Here is an 18,199-nt window from a genome sequence, read left to right on the forward strand (position 1 = left end):
TCATCACCTCCGGTGCGCGGATGGGCCGTCCATCTCGCACCGGCAGGATGGGAGGAGCCGCGGGCGGGCGCGCGCCGGGTGGGCCGTCCGGCCCGCGGAGGTCACTCGTCGGGGGACGGCGGCCGCTCGGGCGGCGTGGCGGATTGCCGTCGCGGCGTCGACCACGGCCATCTCGGGCCGCGGGCCGGGTCCGCGTCCGGGTCGTACTCGTACGTCCACAGCTGCCGCATGAACCCGCCCCGCCCGGCGTCGACCCTGCGGTACACGAGCACCGTGTCGGGTCCCCCCGCGGGGTCGGGCAGGGGGACCCGGTACGTCTTCGGGGGGTGCCCGGTGATGCCGAGCAGCACCGGCAGGACGCGCCCGTCCAGGGGGCCGCCGACGAAAGGGGTGTCCTGAGTCTTCACCCGACCAGTGTCACAGCACCGGCGTCACAGCAGGTGGGCGGCGTCACCGACCACGGGCAGGACACGGCGGGCCAGGGCGCCGACGGCACCGTCCGCGACCTCCGTCGCGAGGGCGCCGCGCACGGCGGCCGCGGTCTGCGGGTCCCGGCCGGCGGTGACGGTGACGCAGGCGACGAACTGCTCCACGAGCCAGTCCCGCAGGTCCGCCACGTCCGGCTGCTTGCCCTCGTCGAGCCAGATGAGGGAGGCGGCCTCCACGGCGGTGATCCACATCCGGACCGTCATCCGCAGCCGGAGGTCCGGCTCCGCGACCTCCAGATGCCGCAGGATGTGCTCCGCCGCGGCCCGCCGCACCCCGTCCACGATGGCCGTCGCCCGTGACGTCTCCACGACGCTGCCGCCCTGGAGCAGGGCGCTGAAACCGGCGTCGTGCCCGGCGACGAAGGTCAGGTACCGGTCGAGCGCGCGGGACAGCCGGGCGGTCAGGGGGCCCTCGGCGGGCTCGTCGAAGCAGTGCTCCAGCTCCTCGGCGGCCGAGCGGAGGGCGGCCTCGTAGAGCTGTTGCTTGCCACCGGGGAAGTAGCGGTAGACGAGGGGGCGGGAGACCCCGGCGGCCTCCGCGACGTCATCGAGGGAGACGTCCTCCGGGGCGTTGTGCGCGAAGAGTTCCAGGGCCGCGTCGAGCAGCTGGCTGCGCCGCTCCTCGACGCTCAGGCGGCGGTACGCGCGGGTGGGGGCCTCGGACGTCATACCGGCAGCGTAGTCGCGTGGTGGGGGTCGGGCGCCTTCGAGCTCGGGCGCCCCACCTCCTACCCCAGCAGCCCCGAGGACCGCCACATGCGCCGCCCCACACCCCGGAGCACCCCGATGTCGTCCAGGAAGTCCGTCAGCCGGCGCGCCCCCGTCTGCATGATGTCCCTGCGGTGCGCGCTCGCCCGCACCTGCGCGAGCGCCTCGCGCCGGTCGAGGCCGACGTTCGTGTAGACCTCGGGGTTGATGAAGGCGATGGAGAAGACCCGGGCGAACTCGCCGGAGGTGACCCGCGTGAAGCTGCGGGAGAGCCGGGGCGCCGTCACCATCTGCCGGCGCAGCTCCTCGCGGGCGTACCGCACGTGCCGTGCCTCCTCGACCACGTGGATCCGGGTCACCCCGCGGATGAGGGGCTGGATGCGCTCGTCCGGGAACGTCAGCCGCTGCATCCAGTCGAGGATCTCCTCGCCGAGGAGGGTCGCGGTGAACGAGCCGGGGGTCGTGGAGATCGTCTTGAAGACCCGCCCCAGGTTCTGGTGCAGCCGGCTCACCGGGTAGTACGGGGTGTCCCCCTTGCTGATCAGCCGGGCGAACATCTTCGAGTGCCGGCACTCGTCCTCGATCTCGGTCAGCGCGTAGCGCACGTGCGCGCTGGTCGCCGCCTTGTCGTAGATGTGCCGTACGAGCAGCTGCATCAGGATGATCTCGAACCAGATGCCGAGCGAGGCCAGCGCGGCCGCCTCGTGCTGGGACAGGGCGATCTGCTGCTCCTGCGACATGCGCTTCCACATCGGCGTCCCGTACAGCGACACCAGCTCCGGCGGCCAGAACCATTTCCCCGGCTCGAAGGGCGCGTCCCAGTCCAGCTCCTTGTCCGGGTCGAAGGAGTGCTTCGCCGAGGAGGCGAGCAGGCGCTCGGCCACCTGCTCCCGGTCCTTGAGCAGGCCGAGGGCGTCACGGAGCACCTCCGCCTCGGACACCGAGGTCACCGTCGTCATGGCTGTTCCCACCTCGTCGTACGGGGATTTTCGGTCAGTTACCGGCGGTCACCGCTTATGAGACTACTTGTCAGCAAGGGCGTCAATCCCCTGCGCACGACTTGTTGACGACATGTCTACCGGCGGGGTGCGCACGGCGCCGTCGGCCCGGCCGGGCGGGTGCGGCGACGGCGGTGCGAAGGATGACCGGAAGGGTCGGTGAAGAAGCGCTCGGACGCCGCGTACCGGGTCCTTCGGCACGGGCGAGCCGAGAGGGCGCGGGAGATGGTCGCACCCGTCGGCCCCGCGCGCCCGTGCCTCATCCGGCCCTCTTCAGCACCGCCCTCATCACGTCCCGCGCGACCGGGGCCGCGTCGCCGCCCCCGCTGATCTCGCCCCGCACCGCGTCCGCGTCCTCGACGACCACCGCCACCGCCACCTCGGGCTCCCGCGCGTCATGGGACTGGGCCCAGCCGACGAACCAGGCGTACGGCGTACCGGAGTTGCCGATGCCGTGCTGGGCGGTGCCGGTCTTGCCGCCGACGGCGGCGCCCCGGAAGCGGGCGTTGCCGCCGGTGCCGTCGGTGACGACGCCGAGCATCAGCTCGCGCAGCCGCCGCGCGGTCGTCGGGGTCATGGCCTGGCGGAGCGCCGGGCTGCCGGCGGTGGCGACGGTGCGGCCGTCGGCCGTGGTGGTGCGCTCGACGAGGTACGGCGCCCTGACGACGCCCCCGTTGGCGACGGCCGCCGTGACCATGGCCATCTGCAGCGGCGTGGCCCGGGTGTCGAACTGCCCGATGGAGGACAGCGCGAGCTGGGCCCGGTCCATCCGGGTGTCGAAGCTGCTCGGCGCGACGGAGAACGGGATGCGCACCCCGGGGTCGTTGAACCCGAAGGCGCGGGCGGTGTCCCGCATGGTGCCGAGGCCGACGTCCACGCCGAGCTTCGCGAACACCGTGTTGCAGGACCACTCGAAGGCGTAGCGCAGCGAGGCGTTCTCGCAGCCGTCGACCTCGTTCGAGAGGGAGGTGGTGGTGCCCGGCAGGGTGTAGGGGTCGGGGGAGCGGGTGGGGGCGTCGACGTCCTCGACGACCCCGGCGTCCAGCGCGGCGGCGGCCGTCACCACCTTGAAGGTGGAACCCGGCGGATAGGTCTGCCGGACCGCCCGGTTGAGCATGGGCTTGCCCGCGGCCCCGTTGAGCCGCGCCCAGGCCCGCGCCACCGAGGGGCCGTTCCCGGACAGCAGTCCGGGGTCGTACGAGGGGCGGGAGACCAGGGCCAGGACGCGACCGCTGGCCGGTTCGAGGGCGACGACCGCGCCCCGGCGGGCGCCCAGCCCCCGGTAGGCCGCCCGTTGCGCCGCCGCGTCGATGGTGGTGACGACCTCGCCGCCGGGGTTCTGGTCGCGGGTGATGTCGTTCCACAGGGGCAGGAAGGACAGCAGCGGGTCGCTGCCGTCGAGGAGGGGGTTCTCGGCGTGCTCCAGCAGCGTCGTCCCGTACACCTGCGAGGCGAAGCCGGTGACCGGCGCGTACAACGGGCCGTCCCGGTAGGTCCGTTCGTAGCGGAGCTGCTCTCCCGTGTCCCTGGAACCGGTGACGGGCCGGCCGCCGACCAGGATGTTCCCGCGCGGCTGGCTCCAACGGGCGATCTCGGGGCGACGGTTGGCGGGATGGTCGTCGTAGGCGCCGGACTGGAAGACCTGCACACGGGTGGCGTTGACGAGGAGGGCGACGAGCAGCAGGGCGCACAGCGCGGCGGCCCGGCGGATGTACGTGGTCACGCGCCCGTCTCCCTCGCGTCGTCGTACGGCCGGCGGGCCGAGTCGCTCAGCCGCATCAGCAGGGCCACGATGATCCAGTTGGTGACGACGGAGGAGCCCCCCTGGGCCAGGAACGGCATCGCCATGCCGGTCAGGGGGATCAGCCCGGTCACACCGCCCGCGATCACGAAGACCTGCAGGGCGATGATCGAGGCCAGGCCGATGGCGAGCAGCCGTCCGAAGGGGTCGCGCAGTGCGAGACCGGTACGGTAGCCGCGCTCCACCAGCAGGGCGTAGAGCAGGAAGATCGCCGACAGCCCGACCAGGCCCAGCTCCTCGCCGGCCGTGGCCAGGATGAAGTCCGACTTGGCGGCGAAGCCGATGAGGATCGAGTCGCCGAGTCCGAGCCCGGTGCCGAGCAGCCCCCCGGCCGCGAACGCGAAGAGCGACTGCGCGAGTTGGTTCGGGCCGTGCCCGGCCTCGATGGACGCGAACGGGTGCAGCCAGTCCTCCACCCGGACGTGGACGTGCGGTTCCAGCCGGCCGACGGCGACCGCGCCCACCCCCGCGAGCAGCATCCCCACCGCGATCCAGCCGGTGCGGCCCGTGGCGACGTACAGCAGGATGACGAACAGGCCGAAGAACAGCAGCGAGGTGCCCAGGTCCCGTTCCAGGACCAGCACCCCGACGCTCAGCAGCCAGATGGTGACGATGGGTCCGAGCACCCGCCCCGTCGGCAGCTGGAGGCGCTTGAACCGCCAGATCCGGCGCCCCGCGTACGCGAGCGCGTTGCGGTTGGCGGCGAGATACCCGGCGAAGAACACCGCCAGCAGCACCTTCGCGAACTCCCCGGGCTGGAGGGAGAATCCGGCGATCCGCACCCAGATCCGGGCACCGTTCACGGGCGGGAAGAGGATCGGCAGCGCCAGCAGCACCAGCGCGCCCACCACCGAGACGTACGCGTAGCGCTGGAGCACCCGGTGGTCCCGCAGCAGCACCATGACCACGATGAACAGCCCGATCCCCAGGGCCGACCAGTTCAACTGGGCGGGCGCCGCCCGATCGGCCGGGGTCTCCAGGTCCAGCCGGTGGATCAGCACCAGCCCCAGCCCGTTCAGCAGCACCGCGATCGGCAGCAGCAGCGGATCGGCGTACGGCGCCCGCAGCCGTACCGCCAGATGGGCCAGCAGCGCGAGCACGCCGAGCCCGGCGCCGTAATCGGCGGCGCCGGGCGGGACGGTGCCGTTCTTCGCGAGGCCGACGGCGCAGTAGCCGTACACGGACAGCAGGACGGCCACGACGACGAGGCTGAACTCGACGCCTCTGCGCCGGGGGAGGCGAACAGCGGGCGGGGACGGGTCCGCCGGACCCGCCGCCAGGGTCGTTCCGGCCTTGATGGTCATGTCCGGAACTTACCCAAAGGGGATGTATTGTGCGTTGTGTCGTTCAACTCAGCACCAGCGTGGCGTCTTCCAGGTGTCGATGTAGCGGGCCGAACCCCAGGCCCAGGTGCCGTCGGTGAGCAGGTACCAGTAGCGGTTGCCGTCGACGGTCTGGCCCGTGGTCCTGCAGAAGATCTTGACGACCTCGCCGTAGGGCGCGACCCGGATGACCGCGCCACCGCGGTTCGGCGCGCTGCGCAGGATCAGTCCGGTGCGAGCCGTCACCTGCCCCTTGACGGTCTTCTTGTCGTGGCCGACGGGCCGTTCGTCGCCGGCGGCGGCGGGGGTGGTGGCCGCGAGCGCCATGAGAGCGCCACCGGCGGCGGCTATGCCGAAACGCATGAGCAGGATCCGCAGGGACATGTGATGCTCCTCCAGAAAAGGGGGCGAAGCTGACTAATCGCCACGTTAGGAGGAGGCGGAACGGGGCGCCTTCTGCGTTGGGCCATCGGAGCAGGGCCGCACCCCGACGAGCCGTCAGCCCTCGCGCACGGGCAGCCGCAACACGGCCCGCGCTCCCCCGTCGGAGGCGTTCGAGAACTCCAGCCGCGCCCCCAGCACCTCCGCCTGCCCCACCGCGATCGTCAGCCCCAGCCCGTGCCCCTTGGCGGAGCCCTCCGTGCGGAACCGCTGCGGCCCGTCGGTGACGAGGTACTCGGGGAACCCGCCCCCGTGGTCCCGTACGGTCACCACCGGCCCGTCCACGGTGAGCACCACGGGAGGCGCCCCGTGCCGGTGCGCGTTGGCCACCAGGTTCCCCAGCACCCGCTCCAGCCGCCGCCGGTCCGTCTCGACACAGGTGTCCGCCACCACGCGCACCTCTGTGCCGGCCCCGGCGTGCGCCGCCACCCGCTCCGCCAGCACGCCCAACCGGACGTCCTCCAGGTCCAGCCGCTCGCTGCCCGTCTCCAGGCGGGAGATCTCCAGCAGGTCCTCGGTCAGCGTCCGCAGCGCGGCCACCCGGTCCCGCACCAGCTCCGTCGGACGCCCCGGCGGCAGCAGTTCGGCCGCCGCGTGCAGCCCCGTCAGCGGCGTCCGCAGCTCGTGCGCCACGTCCGCCGTGAAGCGCTGTTCGCTGAGCAGCTTCCGCTGGAGCGTCGACGCCATCGTGTCGAGCGCCGCGGCCACCGCGGCCACCTCGTCCCGGTACCGCGCCGGATCCGTCGTCCGGGGATCGCCGACCCGGGCGTCCAGGTCGCCCGCGCTGATCCGCCGCGCCACCTGGGAGGTCGTGCGCAGCCGCCGGGTGACACGGGTGACGCCGAGCGCGCCCAGCGTCAGCGTCACCCCGATCGCCAGGGCCGACGAGCCCAGGATGGCCCGGTCGAGCGCCTCGATCGTGGCCGCGCTCTGCGCGTAGTCGAGCCGTACGGCGAGCGCGCGGCCGTCGGCGGGCGTGGCCGCCCACATCGTGGGCCGGCCGTCGACGACGCCGACCATCGTGCCGCGCCGCCCGCTCTCCGCGAGCGCGCGCAGCGCGTTCGGCAGCCCCGGCGGATCGACCCCGGCGTCCGGCGGGAGCCGGTTCCCCGCCTCGTACGCCCGGGTCGCGCTCTCCAGCCGCCCGAGGGCCCGCGAGCGGGCGTCGCTGACCGTCTGGTTGGTCACGGAGACGTGCACGAGGGCACCGAGCAGCGCGGCCAGACCGCAGCACATGACGGTGATGAAGGCCAGCGCCTTCCAGGTGAGCGAGGCGGCCCGGCGGCGCAGCCCCGGACGCCTCCCCGGAGCGCGCGTACCGGGCCCGCCTCCGCGCGTACCGGGCCCGCCTGCGCGGCTCCCCGGCGCCTCGTCGGCGCGCGACAGGCTCCCGGCCGCGCGCCCCAGGGGCTCTCCGGCGGACGTCACGGGCCCTCCGGCGGACGTCACGGGCTCTCCGTCGGTCGTTCGGACGGCGAGGACGACGCGGACGGCGAGGACGACGCGGACGACGACCGGGACGGCGAGCGGGACGGAGCGGGTCCGTCGGACGGTCCCCCCGGCCCCCCCACCCGGAGGATCTCGTCCCGGGTCAGTAGCATCGCCCGTTGCTCGTCGTCCCAGTTCCACTGGGTGCGGTACTCGTAGCCGACGATCGCCGCCGGCGAGCGGATGATCACCGTTCGGCCGGCCAGCTCCACCGCGACCACCGCGTCGTCACTGGCCAGCACCTGCACCAGTCGGCCCGTGCGGAGGGTGTACACCCGCACGGCCGTCTGGTTGCCCGGCAGCAGCCGGAAACCCAGCACCATGTCGTCGTGCCCGTCGCCGGTGAGGTCCCGGTAGTACGCCTCCAGGACGGGGCACTCCTCCCGGTCACCGCCCGGCGCGCAGTCGGCCATCCGCCGGACCGTCCCGCGGTACAGCGCGGTGGAGTCCGTGTACACGTCCGGGTGCGCGGCGATCTCGGCGCGCACGACCGCCACCGGGTCCACCTTCCGGATGTCGTCGCCGGGGGCGGTGACCCCCTTGACCACCTCGGTCTCGGCCTCGCCGAAGTCGTAGGCGGGGGAGGAGGCGGGCGGCTGCCCGGGCCACAGCCGGGTCGGGCCGTTCGCGCTGGACGTCGCGCCCGCGCTCACCAGCCCTCCGGAGTCGCTGCAGCCCGTCAACGGCACCATGACGGCCGCGGCGAACGCGGCGCCGACGGCCGCGCGCGCGGTCCGGCTGCGGAACACGGGACTCCTGGGTACGAAAGGGCGGCTTACGGTCCCGTACACCTTATGCGTGGCTCGATCCGCCCTCAGCCTGCCGTTCGGCTCACGCGGGGGCGCGGGCGGCACGCTCACCGGCGGCCCGCGGGCACCGGCCCCGAAGCCGGCGCGATCCGGACGCCGGCGGCTTCCCCTAGGAGAGTTCCTCCAGCTCCTCCAGGAGGCGGACGGTCGGCAGGCCGGTGTGCAGGTACTCCACGAACAGCTCGTTGTGCAGCGCCCACGGCGAACGGCGGGTGCGGATCAGCCGGATCGCCTCCTCGGCGGAGTGCCCGTCGCGGATCAGCGCGTGCGCGACGACCAGACCGGACCTGTTGTAGCCGTGGAAGCAGCGGACGAGGACCTTCCGGCCGTCCTCCAGCGCGTCGCACGCGGCCTGTGCCAGCCGTATCACGCCCGCCAGCTGCGTACCGTCGAGCGGTCCGTCCGGGATCGGCCACACATGGTGCTCGACGTCGTCCGCCGGTCCGTGTCCGGGGAGCCGCAGCAGCGACAGCACGAGATCGAACTCGTCCCCCACGACGGCGCGCGCGACGTCTGAGGTGCCGGCCCGTCCCGCGAACTCGTGCCCGCCCATCCACAGGCCGGGCACGACCTCGCTCCACGGTTCGAGCGGAGCCGGCACGTCGGGTTGCTTTCTGAGCGGCGGCAACGGCGGCCTCCCCAAGCCCCTGACGACGGGTCGTCCCACCCAAAGGTATCCGGCTTCTTGCCGACGGGGCACCCGCCTGTTCCCATGGTCGGGGGTGATGGTGCATGAACGGACTGCGCGTCGTACCGACCCGGCGGCACGGACAGGAACGCCTGTACGTGTGCCGGACGGACGGGAGCAACGTCGCCTGGTACGACCGTGGGACGGGCCGGGTGAACCTCCTGAGCGAGGAGTCGAGAGCGGACGTGCTCGCCGCCCTCCACCCCTTCGTCACCGGCCCCGTCACGGTGGGCCCGCCGCCCGTGCCGACCGCCGCCGAACTGGCCCGGCTGAGTCTGCACCCCGACGACGATCTCGCCCCCAACCGGCCCGGCGAGGCCCTGCTCGTCGACCTCGACCGCGCCCCCGGACCACCGCACCGGCTGCGCCCCGACCCGCGCCGCCGGGCCCTCACGGCCGAGCAGACGATCGGGGCGCTGCTGGACGGGCTGGAGGGGGCGGGCTGGCGCACGCTGCACTCGGTGCCGCTGCCCGGCGGGGACCGCATCCACCACCTGGTGATCGGCCCCGGCGGCCTGTACTGCGTGCACTCCCTCTACGCCCGCAGACAGCGCGTCACCGTCTCCGACCCCCTCGTCGCCCTCGGCCGCCACGAGCCGCGCCCCCTGCTGCGCCGGCTCCGCGCCGACGCCGACCGGGCCTCCTACGCCCTCACCGCCGAGGTCCGCCCCGTCCTCGCCCTCGTCGAACCCGCCGACCTGCGCGTCGGCGCGCCCCCGCGCGAGGCCCGCGTCCTGACCGACGCCGACGTCCCCGACCTCGCCCGCGCCGGCGGCATGCTCAAACCGGCCGACATCGAGGCCCTGCACGCGGCGGCCAGGGACCGCGGCACCTGGACGAGGGTCTGACCGCCGGAACCGCCGGAACCGCCCGCTGGTGGCTGTTGGCCGGGGACGGGGATGGTCGGCCTGATGGCAGGGGGCGGGCGGGGGTGGTCGGCCTCAGGGCAGGGGGCGGGCGGCGGCCGGGTCGAGCAGGGCGGCCAGCAGGTCGCCGTGGTCCGCCAGGCGGGGCGCGATGTCGGGTGCCCGGAAGACCAGCCGGCCGGGGGAGGAGCACTCCTCCACCTCGGTCCAGGTGACCGGCGCCGACACCGTGGGCTCGGTGCGGGCCCGCAGGGTGTAGGGGGCGGCCGTCGTCTTGCGGGCGGCGTTCTGGCTCCAGTCCACGAACACCTTCCCGGGACGCAGACTCCGCGTCATCCGGTGGACGACCCGGCGTGGCATCGCCCGCTCCGCCTCCACGGCCAGCTCCCTGGCGTACTCCGTCACCCGCCCGGACGACGACCCGCGCACCGCGCCCAGCAGATGCAGCCCCTTCGACCCGGACGTCTTCGCGAGGACGTCGATCCCGTCGGCCGCCAGCCGCTCCCGGAGCCAGCAGGCGACCTCGCAGCACTCCACGACGCTCGCGGGCGGCCCCGGATCCAGGTCGAACACGATCCGGTCGGCCTCGTCGGGCGAGTCGACGGTCCACTGCGGGGTGTGGAACTCGGTGACGAGGTTCGCCGCCCACATCAGGCTGGCCAGGTCCTGCACCAGCACCATCCGGGACGGCCCCTCCATCCGCCGCACCTCGGCGGTCGTGACCCACTCGGGGGTGCCCGGCGGCACGTTCTTGGTGAAGAACCGCTGGCCGCCGGGGCCGTCAGGGTAACGGAGGAACGACACCGGCCGGTCCCGCAGATGGGGCAGGAGGGCGTCCGCGGCGGTGGCGTAGTAGTGCAGCAGTTCGCCCTTGGTGAAGCCGGTCGCCGGATGGAGGACCTTCTCCAGATTCGACAGGGCGACCCGGTGGCCCCCCACCTCGGTGATCGGCGTCATGCAACGAGAATCGCACGGGATGGCGCGAAACCGCGTGAAAGGGGTGCAAGGTGCACCGGCCGAGAGCGGGTGACGGTCGGCGGGCGGGGGTGACCGGCCGGGGATACGGTGTGGATGATTCGGTGGAAACCATTCGAAAGGGGTGTGCTGCTCGTGCGATCCATCTGGAACGGCGCCATCTCCTTCGGCCTGGTCAGCATCCCGATCAAGCTCGTGAACGCCACCGAGAGCCACGCCGTCTCCTTCCGGCAGATCCACACGGAGGACGGCGGCCGCATCCGCTACCGCAAGGTGTGCGAGCTGGAGGAGCGCGAGGTGACCCAGGGGGAGATCGGCAAGGCGTACGAGGACGCGGACGGGACGATGATCCCGATCACGGACGAGGACCTCGCGTCGCTGCCGATCCCGACCGCCAGGACCATCGAGATCGAGGGCTTCGTCCCGGCCGAGAAGGTCGACCCGCTCCAGGTGGACGCCGCGTACTACCTGGCACCGAACGGCGTGCCGGCCGCCAAGCCGTACACCCTGCTGCGGGAGGCGCTCAAGCGCAGCGGGAAGGTCGCCATCTGCAAGTTCGCCCTGCGCGGGCGCGAGCGGCTCGGGATGCTCCGTGTGGTGGACGACGTCCTCGCCATGCACGGGCTGCTCTGGCCCGACGAGATCCGTACGACGGAGGGGGTCGCGCCCGACGCCGGCGTCACCGTCCGCGACAAGGAACTCGATCTCGCGGACGCCCTCATGGAGACGCTCGGCGAGGTCGACCTCACCGAGCTGCACGACGACTACCGCGAGGCCGTCGAGGAACTCATCGCCGCGAAGGCCTCCGGTGAGGAGCCGCCGACCGCGCCCGCGCCGGACACGGGTGGCAAGGTGCTCGACCTGATGGCGGCCCTGGAGAACAGCGTCCGCGCCGCCAAGGAGTCCCGCGGCGAGGACGTCGCCGAGGTGACCCCCATGCGCACCCCGAAGGAACCCGCAGGCAAGAAGTCGACGGCCACCGCGAAGAAGTCGGCGCCGTCGGCCGCCTCCGCCAAGAAGTCCACGGCGAAGTCGTCGCAGGGGGCACGGAGTGCCCAGGGCGCCAAGAAGACGACGGCCGAGAAGTCCACGGCGAAGTCCACGGCGAAGAAGTCCGCGACGGCGAAGTCCGCGACCGCCAGGAGCACCGCGAAGAAGACACCGGCCAAGAAGACGACGCCCCGCAAGCGCCCGGCCTGAGACGCATGCCTGAGATGCCCTGCCTGAGATGACCGGCCGGGGGCACCGGCGGGCGGCACGGGTGGGCGGCACCGGCGGGCGGCACGGGGCGCGCGGCGGCCGGCCGTCCTCCGCCCGGACCCTCGGGCTCGTCAGGCCCTCACAGCACCTTCGCCCGTACCAGCGCCGACAGCACCAGCGCGCCGGGGAGCAGGGGCAGCCACACCGTCAGCACGCGGTAGCCGATCACCGTGGTCGTCGCGACCGCCGCGGGCGCGCCGAACGCGACCAGGGTGAAGACGAGGGCCGCGTCCACCGGGCCGAGGCCGCCCGGCGCGGGCACCGCACCGGCGGCGGTGCTGGCGACGAGGTAGGCGAAGACCATCTGGGGCCAGGACAGCGGCAGCCCGAGGGAGGTCCCCACAGAGGCGACGACCGCGCCCTGGCACAACGGGAACGCGGCGGCCCCGCCCCACAGCGCGAGGGCCCTGACGGGCCGGCTGTGCACGACCCGCGTGTCCGTCAGCGCGGTCCGCAGCCCCCCGATGAGCGGCTGCCGCAGCGGCCGTACGGTCGTGATCAGGGTGACCACGGCGGCCAGGCTGACCCCGGTGATCGCGCCGGCCAACGCCAGCGTCTCGCCCCTCGGGAGCAGCTCGGTCAGTTTCAGGGTGCCGGGGAAGGCGACCAGGAACGCGAGGATCACCAGCGTCTTGGCGACCGGTTTCACCGCCGAGTACAGGGCGAGGGAGGCCGTGGCCCGCGGCAGGGGTATGCCCCGGCCGCGCAGGAAGCGCAGGACGACCGCGTGCGCGCCGATGTTGCCCGGCAGCGCGTGGCCCGCGGCGCCCGCCGCGAACTGGGTCGCGATCAACTGCCCCGGCGGCAGCCGCTCGGGCACCGCGCCCTGCCGGACGAACGCGGCGGCCACCGAGCACAGGGCGGTGAAGAGGACTCCGGCCAGCAGCCAGCGCGGGTCGGCCGAGATCAGCCGGGTGGCACCGTCGTACACGGTGCGCCAGTCGACCGCGGCCCACACCCCGAGCAGCAGCAGCGGCAGCAGGGTGAGCGTGAGCCGCAACCGGCGGGCGGTGGCGGCGGACCGGGCGGGGACGAGTCTGCGGAGTCCGCCGGGGACGCGGCTCCTGAGGTTCGTGGGGAGGGTGAGCGCGGAGCAGGGGGGCTCGGGCTCGGGGTCAGTGGCGGCGGGCCGCGCGGGGAGCGGCGCGTCGAGCGGAAGCGGATACAAAGGGCACGTCGTCCTTCCGTGTCGCCGCCGGGCGGACGGGGACCGGACCGGCGGAGGCAGGGCGTGACAAGAACGAGGGGGATGACAGGAGCGTTCCCTTCGGATGTGACGCTCACGTGTGGGGGAACCGAATTCCCACCGCCGCCGGAGCCACCGTCAGGCGTCCGTACAGGCGTTTCGCATTCTCCCGTGCCCGTGCGCCCACGATGTTGTGATTCACGTCACGTGAGGTCTAGGGTGGTATCGCTTGGCAGGCCCTCGGGGCGTGCGCCGAGTCGCGGCGAGCGACGGGGAGACCTCCAGGCGAGGGAAGTGATCCCGTTGTCCGTCGCCTGGGACGACATCGGTGGGCTCGTCGCCGCGCACGAGCGCTTCCTCGCCGGTGCGCGGGTCGACGCAGACGTGCGCGACCCGGTGCTCGACTCCTGGAAACGCTGCCGCTCCGCGGGGCTCGAACCGCACCGGCTGCTGATCCCCTACGCCTCCGATCCCGCCCTTGAGGATCCCTTCCTGCGCGCGGCCGAACCGGTGCTCTCCCGGCTCGCCGCCTCCCTCTCCCACGTGAGCATGACCATCTTGCTCTGCGACGGCCAGGCCCACGTGGTCCAGCGGCACGGCGGCGACCGCCGGCTCCTCAGCCGCCTCGACGAGGTGAACTTCGCCCCCGGTTTCTGCGCCTCGGAGGCCGCCGCGGGCACCAACGGCGTCGGCACCGCCCTCGCCGAGCGCGGGCCGGTGTACGTGCTCGGCCGTGAGCACTTCGCCGACTGCCTCTCCCCGTTCGCCTGCGCCGGCGTTCCCGTCCGCGACCCGCTCAGCGGCCGTATCGAGGCCATCCTCGACCTCACCTGCCTCCGCGACGACGGCGACCCCGCCATGGTGCGCCTCGTCCGGGAGGCCGCCCACGACATCGAGTCGCGCCTCCTGGAACAGGCCACCGACCGGGAGCGGGCCCTGCTCGCCGCGTACCACCGGGCCGCGCCACCCACCGAGCCGTGGCCCCGCCAGCCAGGCGGCCCCGCCCGGACGCGGGCGCCGAACGGCCACGGCGGCGAAGCCCTGGGCCGCGTCGACCTGGCCGTCCTGCGGGAGAAGGCCGAGGAACTCATCGCCTCCCCCCACCTCACCCTCGACCAGGTGACCCTCCCCGACGGCCGCGTCGCCACCCTCCTGCGCCGCCCGGTCAGGGGCGCGTCGGGCGAGACCGGAGTCGTCGTCGAGGCCCGGGTCCTGGGCGGTCCCCACCTACGGCACGTGGAAGGGACGATGCCCGCGGGCGCGGCGGAGTTGACGGCGCCGCCGGGCCCGACGGAAGCGGCGCAGGCGAGGGCGTTGACCCCGCCCGTGCCGTTGGTGACCTCGTTCCTCACATCGCCCGTCGCGTCGCCGGCGACTCCGACACCGGCGCCGCCGCCGGGGGCGTCGGTGGCACCGGTCGGGCTGACGCCGCCCGTCGCGCCGGTGACACCGGCGGGGCCGAACCCGATCGTGACCCCGGGGCCGAAGCCGGGCCCGCCCCCGCCGACGACCGTGCCGGCCATGCCGCCGGGCCTCGTTCCGCCGACCCCCACCGCACCGACCCCCACCGCACCGACCCTCAGCACGCCGACCGCGGAGGCCGCACCGGCCGCGTCACCAGCCGCGACCGCCGACGCCACCCCGGCCGTGCCCACCGCTTCGGCCGCCTCCTCCCCACCTGCCTTCGCCCCGCTTCCCCCAGCCCCGCCGTCCCCCTCGTCGGCGGCGACGGCGCGCCGCCCCGCCGTCGCCCTGAGCGAGGTCACCCCGCACGTGCCGCAGCCCCCGGCGGCGGCGACCCGGCCCGGCCCCGATCCCGATCCTGATCCCGGCCCGGCCCTCGACCTCGCCCCGTCGCCCGAAGCCGGCGACGAGGCGCCCGCCGATCCCGGTGCCGATCCGGTCGCCGACGCCTGGCCGCTCCTCGTCGGCGAACCCGGGGTCGGCCGGCTGGCGGTGCTCGCCCGCCGCCGACTGGAACTGCTGCACGACGCCGGGACCCGGATCGGCACGACGCTCGACGTGACCCGTACCGCCGAGGAGCTGACGGAGGTGGCGGTGCCGAGGTTCGCCGACTTCGCCGCCGTGGACCTGCCCGACTCCGTCCTGCTGGGCGACGAGCCCGAGCCGCTGGGGGAGGGGATGGCGCTGCGCCGGGTCGCCCTGGGCGCCATCCACCGCGACTCCCATCTGTACGAGGCCGGCGACCGCGTCCAGTACGTGGCCTCCACCCCGCAGGCTCGCAGCTGGGAGACCGGCCGGTCGGTGCTCGAACCCGTCCTGGCCGAGGCGGGCGGCTGGCTCGCCCAGGACCCCACCCGCCTCGAACAGGCCCTCGCGGCGGGCATCCACTCCCTGATCACCGTGCCGCTGCGGGCCCGCGGCACGACCCTCGGCGTCGTCAGCTTCTACCGCTCGCGCCGGCCCGCCCCGTTCGAGGACGACGATCTGTCGCTCGCCCAGGAACTGGCCTGCCGCGCGGCGATCTGCGTCGACAACGCCCGCCGCTACACCCGTGAGCACAACACCGCCCTCGCCCTCCAGCGCAGCCTGCTGCCCCGGGGCCGCCCCGAGCAGAGCGCGGTCGAGGTCGCGTACCGCTATCTGCCCGCGCAGGCGGGCGTCGGCGGCGACTGGTTCGACGTCATCCCGCTGTCCGGCGCCCGCGTCGCGCTGGTCGTCGGGGACGTCGTCGGCCACGGGCTGCACGCCGCCGCGACCATGGGCCGACTGCGCACCGCCGTCCACAACTTCTGCTCCCTGGACCTGCCCCCGGACGACCTCCTCACCCACCTCGACGATCTGGTCGCCCGACTCGACCGGGGTGAGGGCTGGGCGGTGGAGAACACCCACGAGGACTCCGGCATCATCGGCGCGACCTGTCTCTACGCGGTCTACGACCCGGTCTCCCGGCACTGCACCCTCACCCGCGCCGGGCACCCCCAGCCGGCGATCGTCGGCCCCGACGGGCACGTGGACTTCGTCGACCTGCCGTCCGGGCCGCCGCTCGGCCTCGGCGGCATGCCGTTCGAGACGGTCGAGCTGGAACTGGCCGAGGGCAGCCGGCTGGTCCTCTACACCGACGGCCTGGTCGAGGACCGGCACCGGGACATCGACACCGGCCTGGACCGCCTCCGTGCCGTCCTGTCCGGTGCCGAACGGGCCCCGGAGGACACCTGCGACGCCGTCCTCGACGCACTGCTCCCGACCCGGCCGTGCGACGACGTGGCCCTGCTCGTCGCCCGCACGAACGCGCTGGGCGCGGAACGGGTCGCCCAGTGGGAGCTGCCCGGCGACCCGGCGGTCGTCTCCCACGCCCGCGTGGCCGTCACCGAGCAGCTGGCTGCCTGGGGCCTGGACGACCTGGCGTTCACCACCGAACTCATCGCCAGCGAACTGGTCACCAACGCGATCCGCCACGCCGCCGGCCACGTCCAGCTCCGCCTGCTGCGCGACCGCTCCCTGATCTGCGAGGTCTTCGACGGCAGCGGCACCTCCCCCCGGCTGCGCCGGGCCTGCACCGAGGACGAGGGCGGCCGCGGCCTCTTCCTCGTCGCCCAGCTCACCGAACGCTGGGGGACCCGCTACACCCCCGACGGTAAGATCATCTGGGCGGAGCAGCCGCTGCCGTGACCCGCCCGTCCGAGCGCGCCCAGTAGACTCGCCCAAGTGAAGATCATCCGGGTCGGTCCGTGACCACTCCGTCGCCTCCCGCACCCAGCCGGGTCGTCGTCTGCCGCGACTGCTGCTGCGGCACCCCGAAACTCCCCGGTGTCGACCACGACGCCCAGACCTCCCGGCTCCGGCAGACCGTCCCCACCCGCGTCTCCACCTGCCTGGACGTCTGCGACCAGGCCAACGTGGTCGTCGTCCAGCCCTCCGCCGCGGGCCGCGCCGCCGGCGCCCGCCCCGTCTGGCTGGGCCTCGTCAACGACCCCGACGCGACCGAGGACATCGTCACGTGGGTGCGGGCGGGCGGCCCGGGCGTGGCCCCGATGCCCCCGATCCTCGACCTGTACGTCTTCACCCCGCCCCACCGGCGCGGAGCCGTCTGACGGGAAACCGGCCGAAGCCGACCGAACTGCTGCGCGGGCGGCTGCCGTTCCCCGCCGCCGTTCCCCGCCCCCGCCCTGGCCCCTGCCCCCCCGCTCAGCCGCTCACCGCTCCCTTGCTCACCCCGCGCAGGTACTTCCCGAGCCGGGCGATGGCGGAAGGGTTCCGCGGGCTCTCCACCAGGTCGACGTAGTCGAGGACGTAGATGCGTCGGTTCTTGACCGCCGAGACGTTCCGCAACGGCCCGTACGACAGCAGGAACTTCTTCTTCCGCTCGGCGCTCACGTCCCCGTAGTCGCAGATGACGATGACGTCGGGGTCCCGCGCGACGACGCTCTCCCAGCCCACCGTGGTCCAGGAGTCCGCCACGTCGTGCATGACGTTGACCCCGCCCGCCTCGCTGATGATCTGCTCGGGCGCGGCGTACCGGCCGGAGGTGAAGGGCTGTTCCTCCCCGCTGTCGTACAGGAACACCTTCGGCCGCGCCGCTCCCTCGGGCGCCTCGGCCCGCACGGCGGCGACCTCCTCCTTGAACCCTGCGACGAGCGAGGCCGCCCGCTTCTCCACCCCGAACAGCTTCCCGAGGTTGGTGAGGTCGGTGTACAGCGCCTCCAGTGGCGGCATGATGCCCCGCGAGGTCTCCGTACGGCCGTTGCGGCAGGACTCCGTGAGGACGTACGAGGGTATGCCGAGCTTCTCCAGGGCCTGCGGAGTGAAGCCGGCCTCCTCGCGGAAGCCGTAGTTCCAGCCGGCGAAGACGAAGTCGCCGCGCGCGTCGAGGACGTTCTCCTTGGTGAGCTGGTCCTTCGACAGCCACGCGACCTTGTCGTAGCCCTCCTTCCAGGGCACGCCGCTCAGATCGCCCTTGTCGTCGGGCATGGCGAAGCCCGCCATGCGGTCCTCCAGCCCCAGCGCGAACATCAGCTCGGTGATCCCCACGTCATTGGTGACCACCCGCTCCGGGATCTTGTCGTACGTCACCTTCTTCCCGCAGTTGGTGAGCGTGACGGAGGAGGCCGGGGTGCCCCCGCCCGCCTCGACGGCCGCCCCGCACCCGGTGGCGGCGACGGTGACGGTCGTGACGAGACAGAGCGCGGTGACGAACGACGAGCGCAT

Annotated in this window: 16 protein-coding genes; 4 read left to right on the top strand and 12 right to left on the bottom strand. The window is 73.7% G+C overall.

Annotation, left to right across the window (positions count from 1 at the left end):
• Window positions 1-101: 101 nt before the first annotated feature.
• The 9 genes from GSY65_RS25440 to GSY65_RS25480 form a co-directional block, all read right to left on the bottom strand.
• Window positions 102-407 (bottom strand): hypothetical protein, encoded by a 306-nt coding sequence (locus tag GSY65_RS25440; protein WP_159772998.1) that lies wholly within the window; start codon window positions 405-407, stop codon window positions 102-104.
• Window positions 408-431: 24 nt separating this feature from the next.
• A complete protein-coding gene (locus GSY65_RS25445) occupies window positions 432-1,157 on the bottom strand; it encodes a TetR/AcrR family transcriptional regulator (protein WP_159773001.1) in 726 nt (241 codons plus the stop codon).
• A 59-nt stretch (window positions 1,158-1,216) separates the two neighbouring features.
• Entirely contained in the window at window positions 1,217-2,155 is a 939-nt protein-coding gene (locus tag GSY65_RS25450) for an AurF N-oxygenase family protein (protein ID WP_159773004.1), read from the bottom strand.
• Window positions 2,156-2,453: 298 nt separating this feature from the next.
• The gene (locus tag GSY65_RS25455) at window positions 2,454-3,917 is read right to left on the bottom strand and encodes a peptidoglycan D,D-transpeptidase FtsI family protein (RefSeq protein ID WP_159773007.1); all 1,464 of its coding nucleotides are present in this window, start codon (window positions 3,915-3,917) and stop codon (window positions 2,454-2,456) included.
• Window positions 3,914-5,299, bottom strand: a complete 1,386-nt coding sequence (locus GSY65_RS25460) for an FtsW/RodA/SpoVE family cell cycle protein (RefSeq protein ID WP_159773010.1) — start codon at window positions 5,297-5,299, stop codon at window positions 3,914-3,916. Before GSY65_RS25460 ends, GSY65_RS25455 begins: the two co-directional genes overlap by 4 nt.
• Before the next feature lie 48 nt (window positions 5,300-5,347).
• Complete coding sequence (locus GSY65_RS25465) at window positions 5,348-5,701, bottom strand: SH3 domain-containing protein (protein WP_159773013.1); 354 nt, start codon at window positions 5,699-5,701, stop codon at window positions 5,348-5,350.
• A 114-nt stretch (window positions 5,702-5,815) separates the two neighbouring features.
• On the bottom strand, window positions 5,816-7,048 hold the full coding sequence (locus GSY65_RS25470; protein WP_236580252.1) for a sensor histidine kinase: 1,233 nt from the start codon (window positions 7,046-7,048) through the stop codon (window positions 5,816-5,818).
• 155 nt (window positions 7,049-7,203) lie between these two features.
• On the bottom strand, window positions 7,204-7,938 hold the full coding sequence (locus GSY65_RS25475; protein WP_236580253.1) for a hypothetical protein: 735 nt from the start codon (window positions 7,936-7,938) through the stop codon (window positions 7,204-7,206).
• A 226-nt stretch (window positions 7,939-8,164) separates the two neighbouring features.
• Window positions 8,165-8,656, bottom strand: coding sequence for a protein-tyrosine phosphatase family protein (locus GSY65_RS25480; protein WP_159773019.1), 492 nt, complete (start codon window positions 8,654-8,656; stop codon window positions 8,165-8,167).
• A 131-nt stretch (window positions 8,657-8,787) separates the two neighbouring features.
• Here GSY65_RS25480 and GSY65_RS25485 point away from each other — a divergent pair, with 131 nt between their 5' ends.
• Complete coding sequence (locus GSY65_RS25485) at window positions 8,788-9,591, top strand: nuclease-related domain-containing protein (RefSeq protein ID WP_159773022.1); 804 nt, start codon at window positions 8,788-8,790, stop codon at window positions 9,589-9,591.
• Window positions 9,592-9,684: 93 nt separating this feature from the next.
• Here the strand turns inward: GSY65_RS25485 and ligD are convergent, their stop codons facing one another.
• Window positions 9,685-10,566, bottom strand: a complete 882-nt coding sequence (gene ligD, locus GSY65_RS25490) for a non-homologous end-joining DNA ligase (protein ID WP_159773025.1) — start codon at window positions 10,564-10,566, stop codon at window positions 9,685-9,687.
• 153 nt (window positions 10,567-10,719) lie between these two features.
• Here ligD and ku point away from each other — a divergent pair, with 153 nt between their 5' ends.
• A complete protein-coding gene (gene ku, locus GSY65_RS25495) occupies window positions 10,720-11,784 on the top strand; it encodes a non-homologous end joining protein Ku (RefSeq protein ID WP_443043252.1) in 1,065 nt (354 codons plus the stop codon).
• Between the two features lie 139 nt (window positions 11,785-11,923).
• Here the strand turns inward: ku and GSY65_RS25500 are convergent, their stop codons facing one another.
• Entirely contained in the window at window positions 11,924-13,012 is a 1,089-nt protein-coding gene (locus tag GSY65_RS25500) for a lysylphosphatidylglycerol synthase transmembrane domain-containing protein (RefSeq protein WP_159773031.1), read from the bottom strand.
• Window positions 13,013-13,324: 312 nt separating this feature from the next.
• Between GSY65_RS25500 and GSY65_RS34035 the strand changes: the two genes are divergently transcribed.
• Together GSY65_RS34035 and GSY65_RS25515 are read left to right on the top strand one after the other, a co-directional pair.
• Window positions 13,325-16,663: a SpoIIE family protein phosphatase gene (locus tag GSY65_RS34035; RefSeq protein WP_236580045.1), complete on the top strand. Its 3,339-nt coding sequence runs from the start codon at window positions 13,325-13,327 to the stop codon at window positions 16,661-16,663.
• 59 nt (window positions 16,664-16,722) lie between these two features.
• A complete protein-coding gene (locus GSY65_RS25515; protein WP_159773034.1) occupies window positions 16,723-17,085 on the top strand; it encodes a (2Fe-2S) ferredoxin domain-containing protein in 363 nt (120 codons plus the stop codon).
• A gap of 94 nt (window positions 17,086-17,179) precedes the next feature.
• On the opposite strand, the gene GSY65_RS25520 is transcribed toward GSY65_RS25515, so the two are convergent.
• On the bottom strand, window positions 17,180-18,199 hold the full coding sequence (locus GSY65_RS25520; RefSeq protein ID WP_159773037.1) for an ABC transporter substrate-binding protein: 1,020 nt from the start codon (window positions 18,197-18,199) through the stop codon (window positions 17,180-17,182).

The sequence above is a fragment of the Streptomyces sp. HM190 genome (assembly GCF_009857135.1).
GTDB lineage: Bacteria > Actinomycetota > Actinomycetes > Streptomycetales > Streptomycetaceae > Streptomyces > Streptomyces heilongjiangensis.

What these genes read in the sequence shown, in the direction of transcription:
- ligD (WP_159773025.1), bottom strand. Translation starts at nt 10,566, where the DNA reads ATGACGCCGATCACCGAGGTGGGGGGCCACCGGGTCGCCCTGTCGAAT.
- GSY65_RS25475 (WP_236580253.1), bottom strand. Translation starts at nt 7,938, where the DNA reads ATGGTGCCGTTGACGGGCTGCAGCGACTCCGGAGGGCTGGTGAGCGCG.
- GSY65_RS25465 (WP_159773013.1), bottom strand. Translation starts at nt 5,701, where the DNA reads ATGTCCCTGCGGATCCTGCTCATGCGTTTCGGCATAGCCGCCGCCGGT.
- GSY65_RS25460 (WP_159773010.1), bottom strand. Translation starts at nt 5,299, where the DNA reads ATGACCATCAAGGCCGGAACGACCCTGGCGGCGGGTCCGGCGGACCCG.
- GSY65_RS25450 (WP_159773004.1), bottom strand. Translation starts at nt 2,155, where the DNA reads ATGACGACGGTGACCTCGGTGTCCGAGGCGGAGGTGCTCCGTGACGCC.
- GSY65_RS25445 (WP_159773001.1), bottom strand. Translation starts at nt 1,157, where the DNA reads ATGACGTCCGAGGCCCCCACCCGCGCGTACCGCCGCCTGAGCGTCGAG.
- GSY65_RS25520 (WP_159773037.1), bottom strand. Translation starts at nt 18,199, where the DNA reads ATGCGCTCGTCGTTCGTCACCGCGCTCTGTCTCGTCACGACCGTCACC.
- GSY65_RS25485 (WP_159773022.1), top strand. Translation starts at nt 8,788, where the DNA reads ATGAACGGACTGCGCGTCGTACCGACCCGGCGGCACGGACAGGAACGC.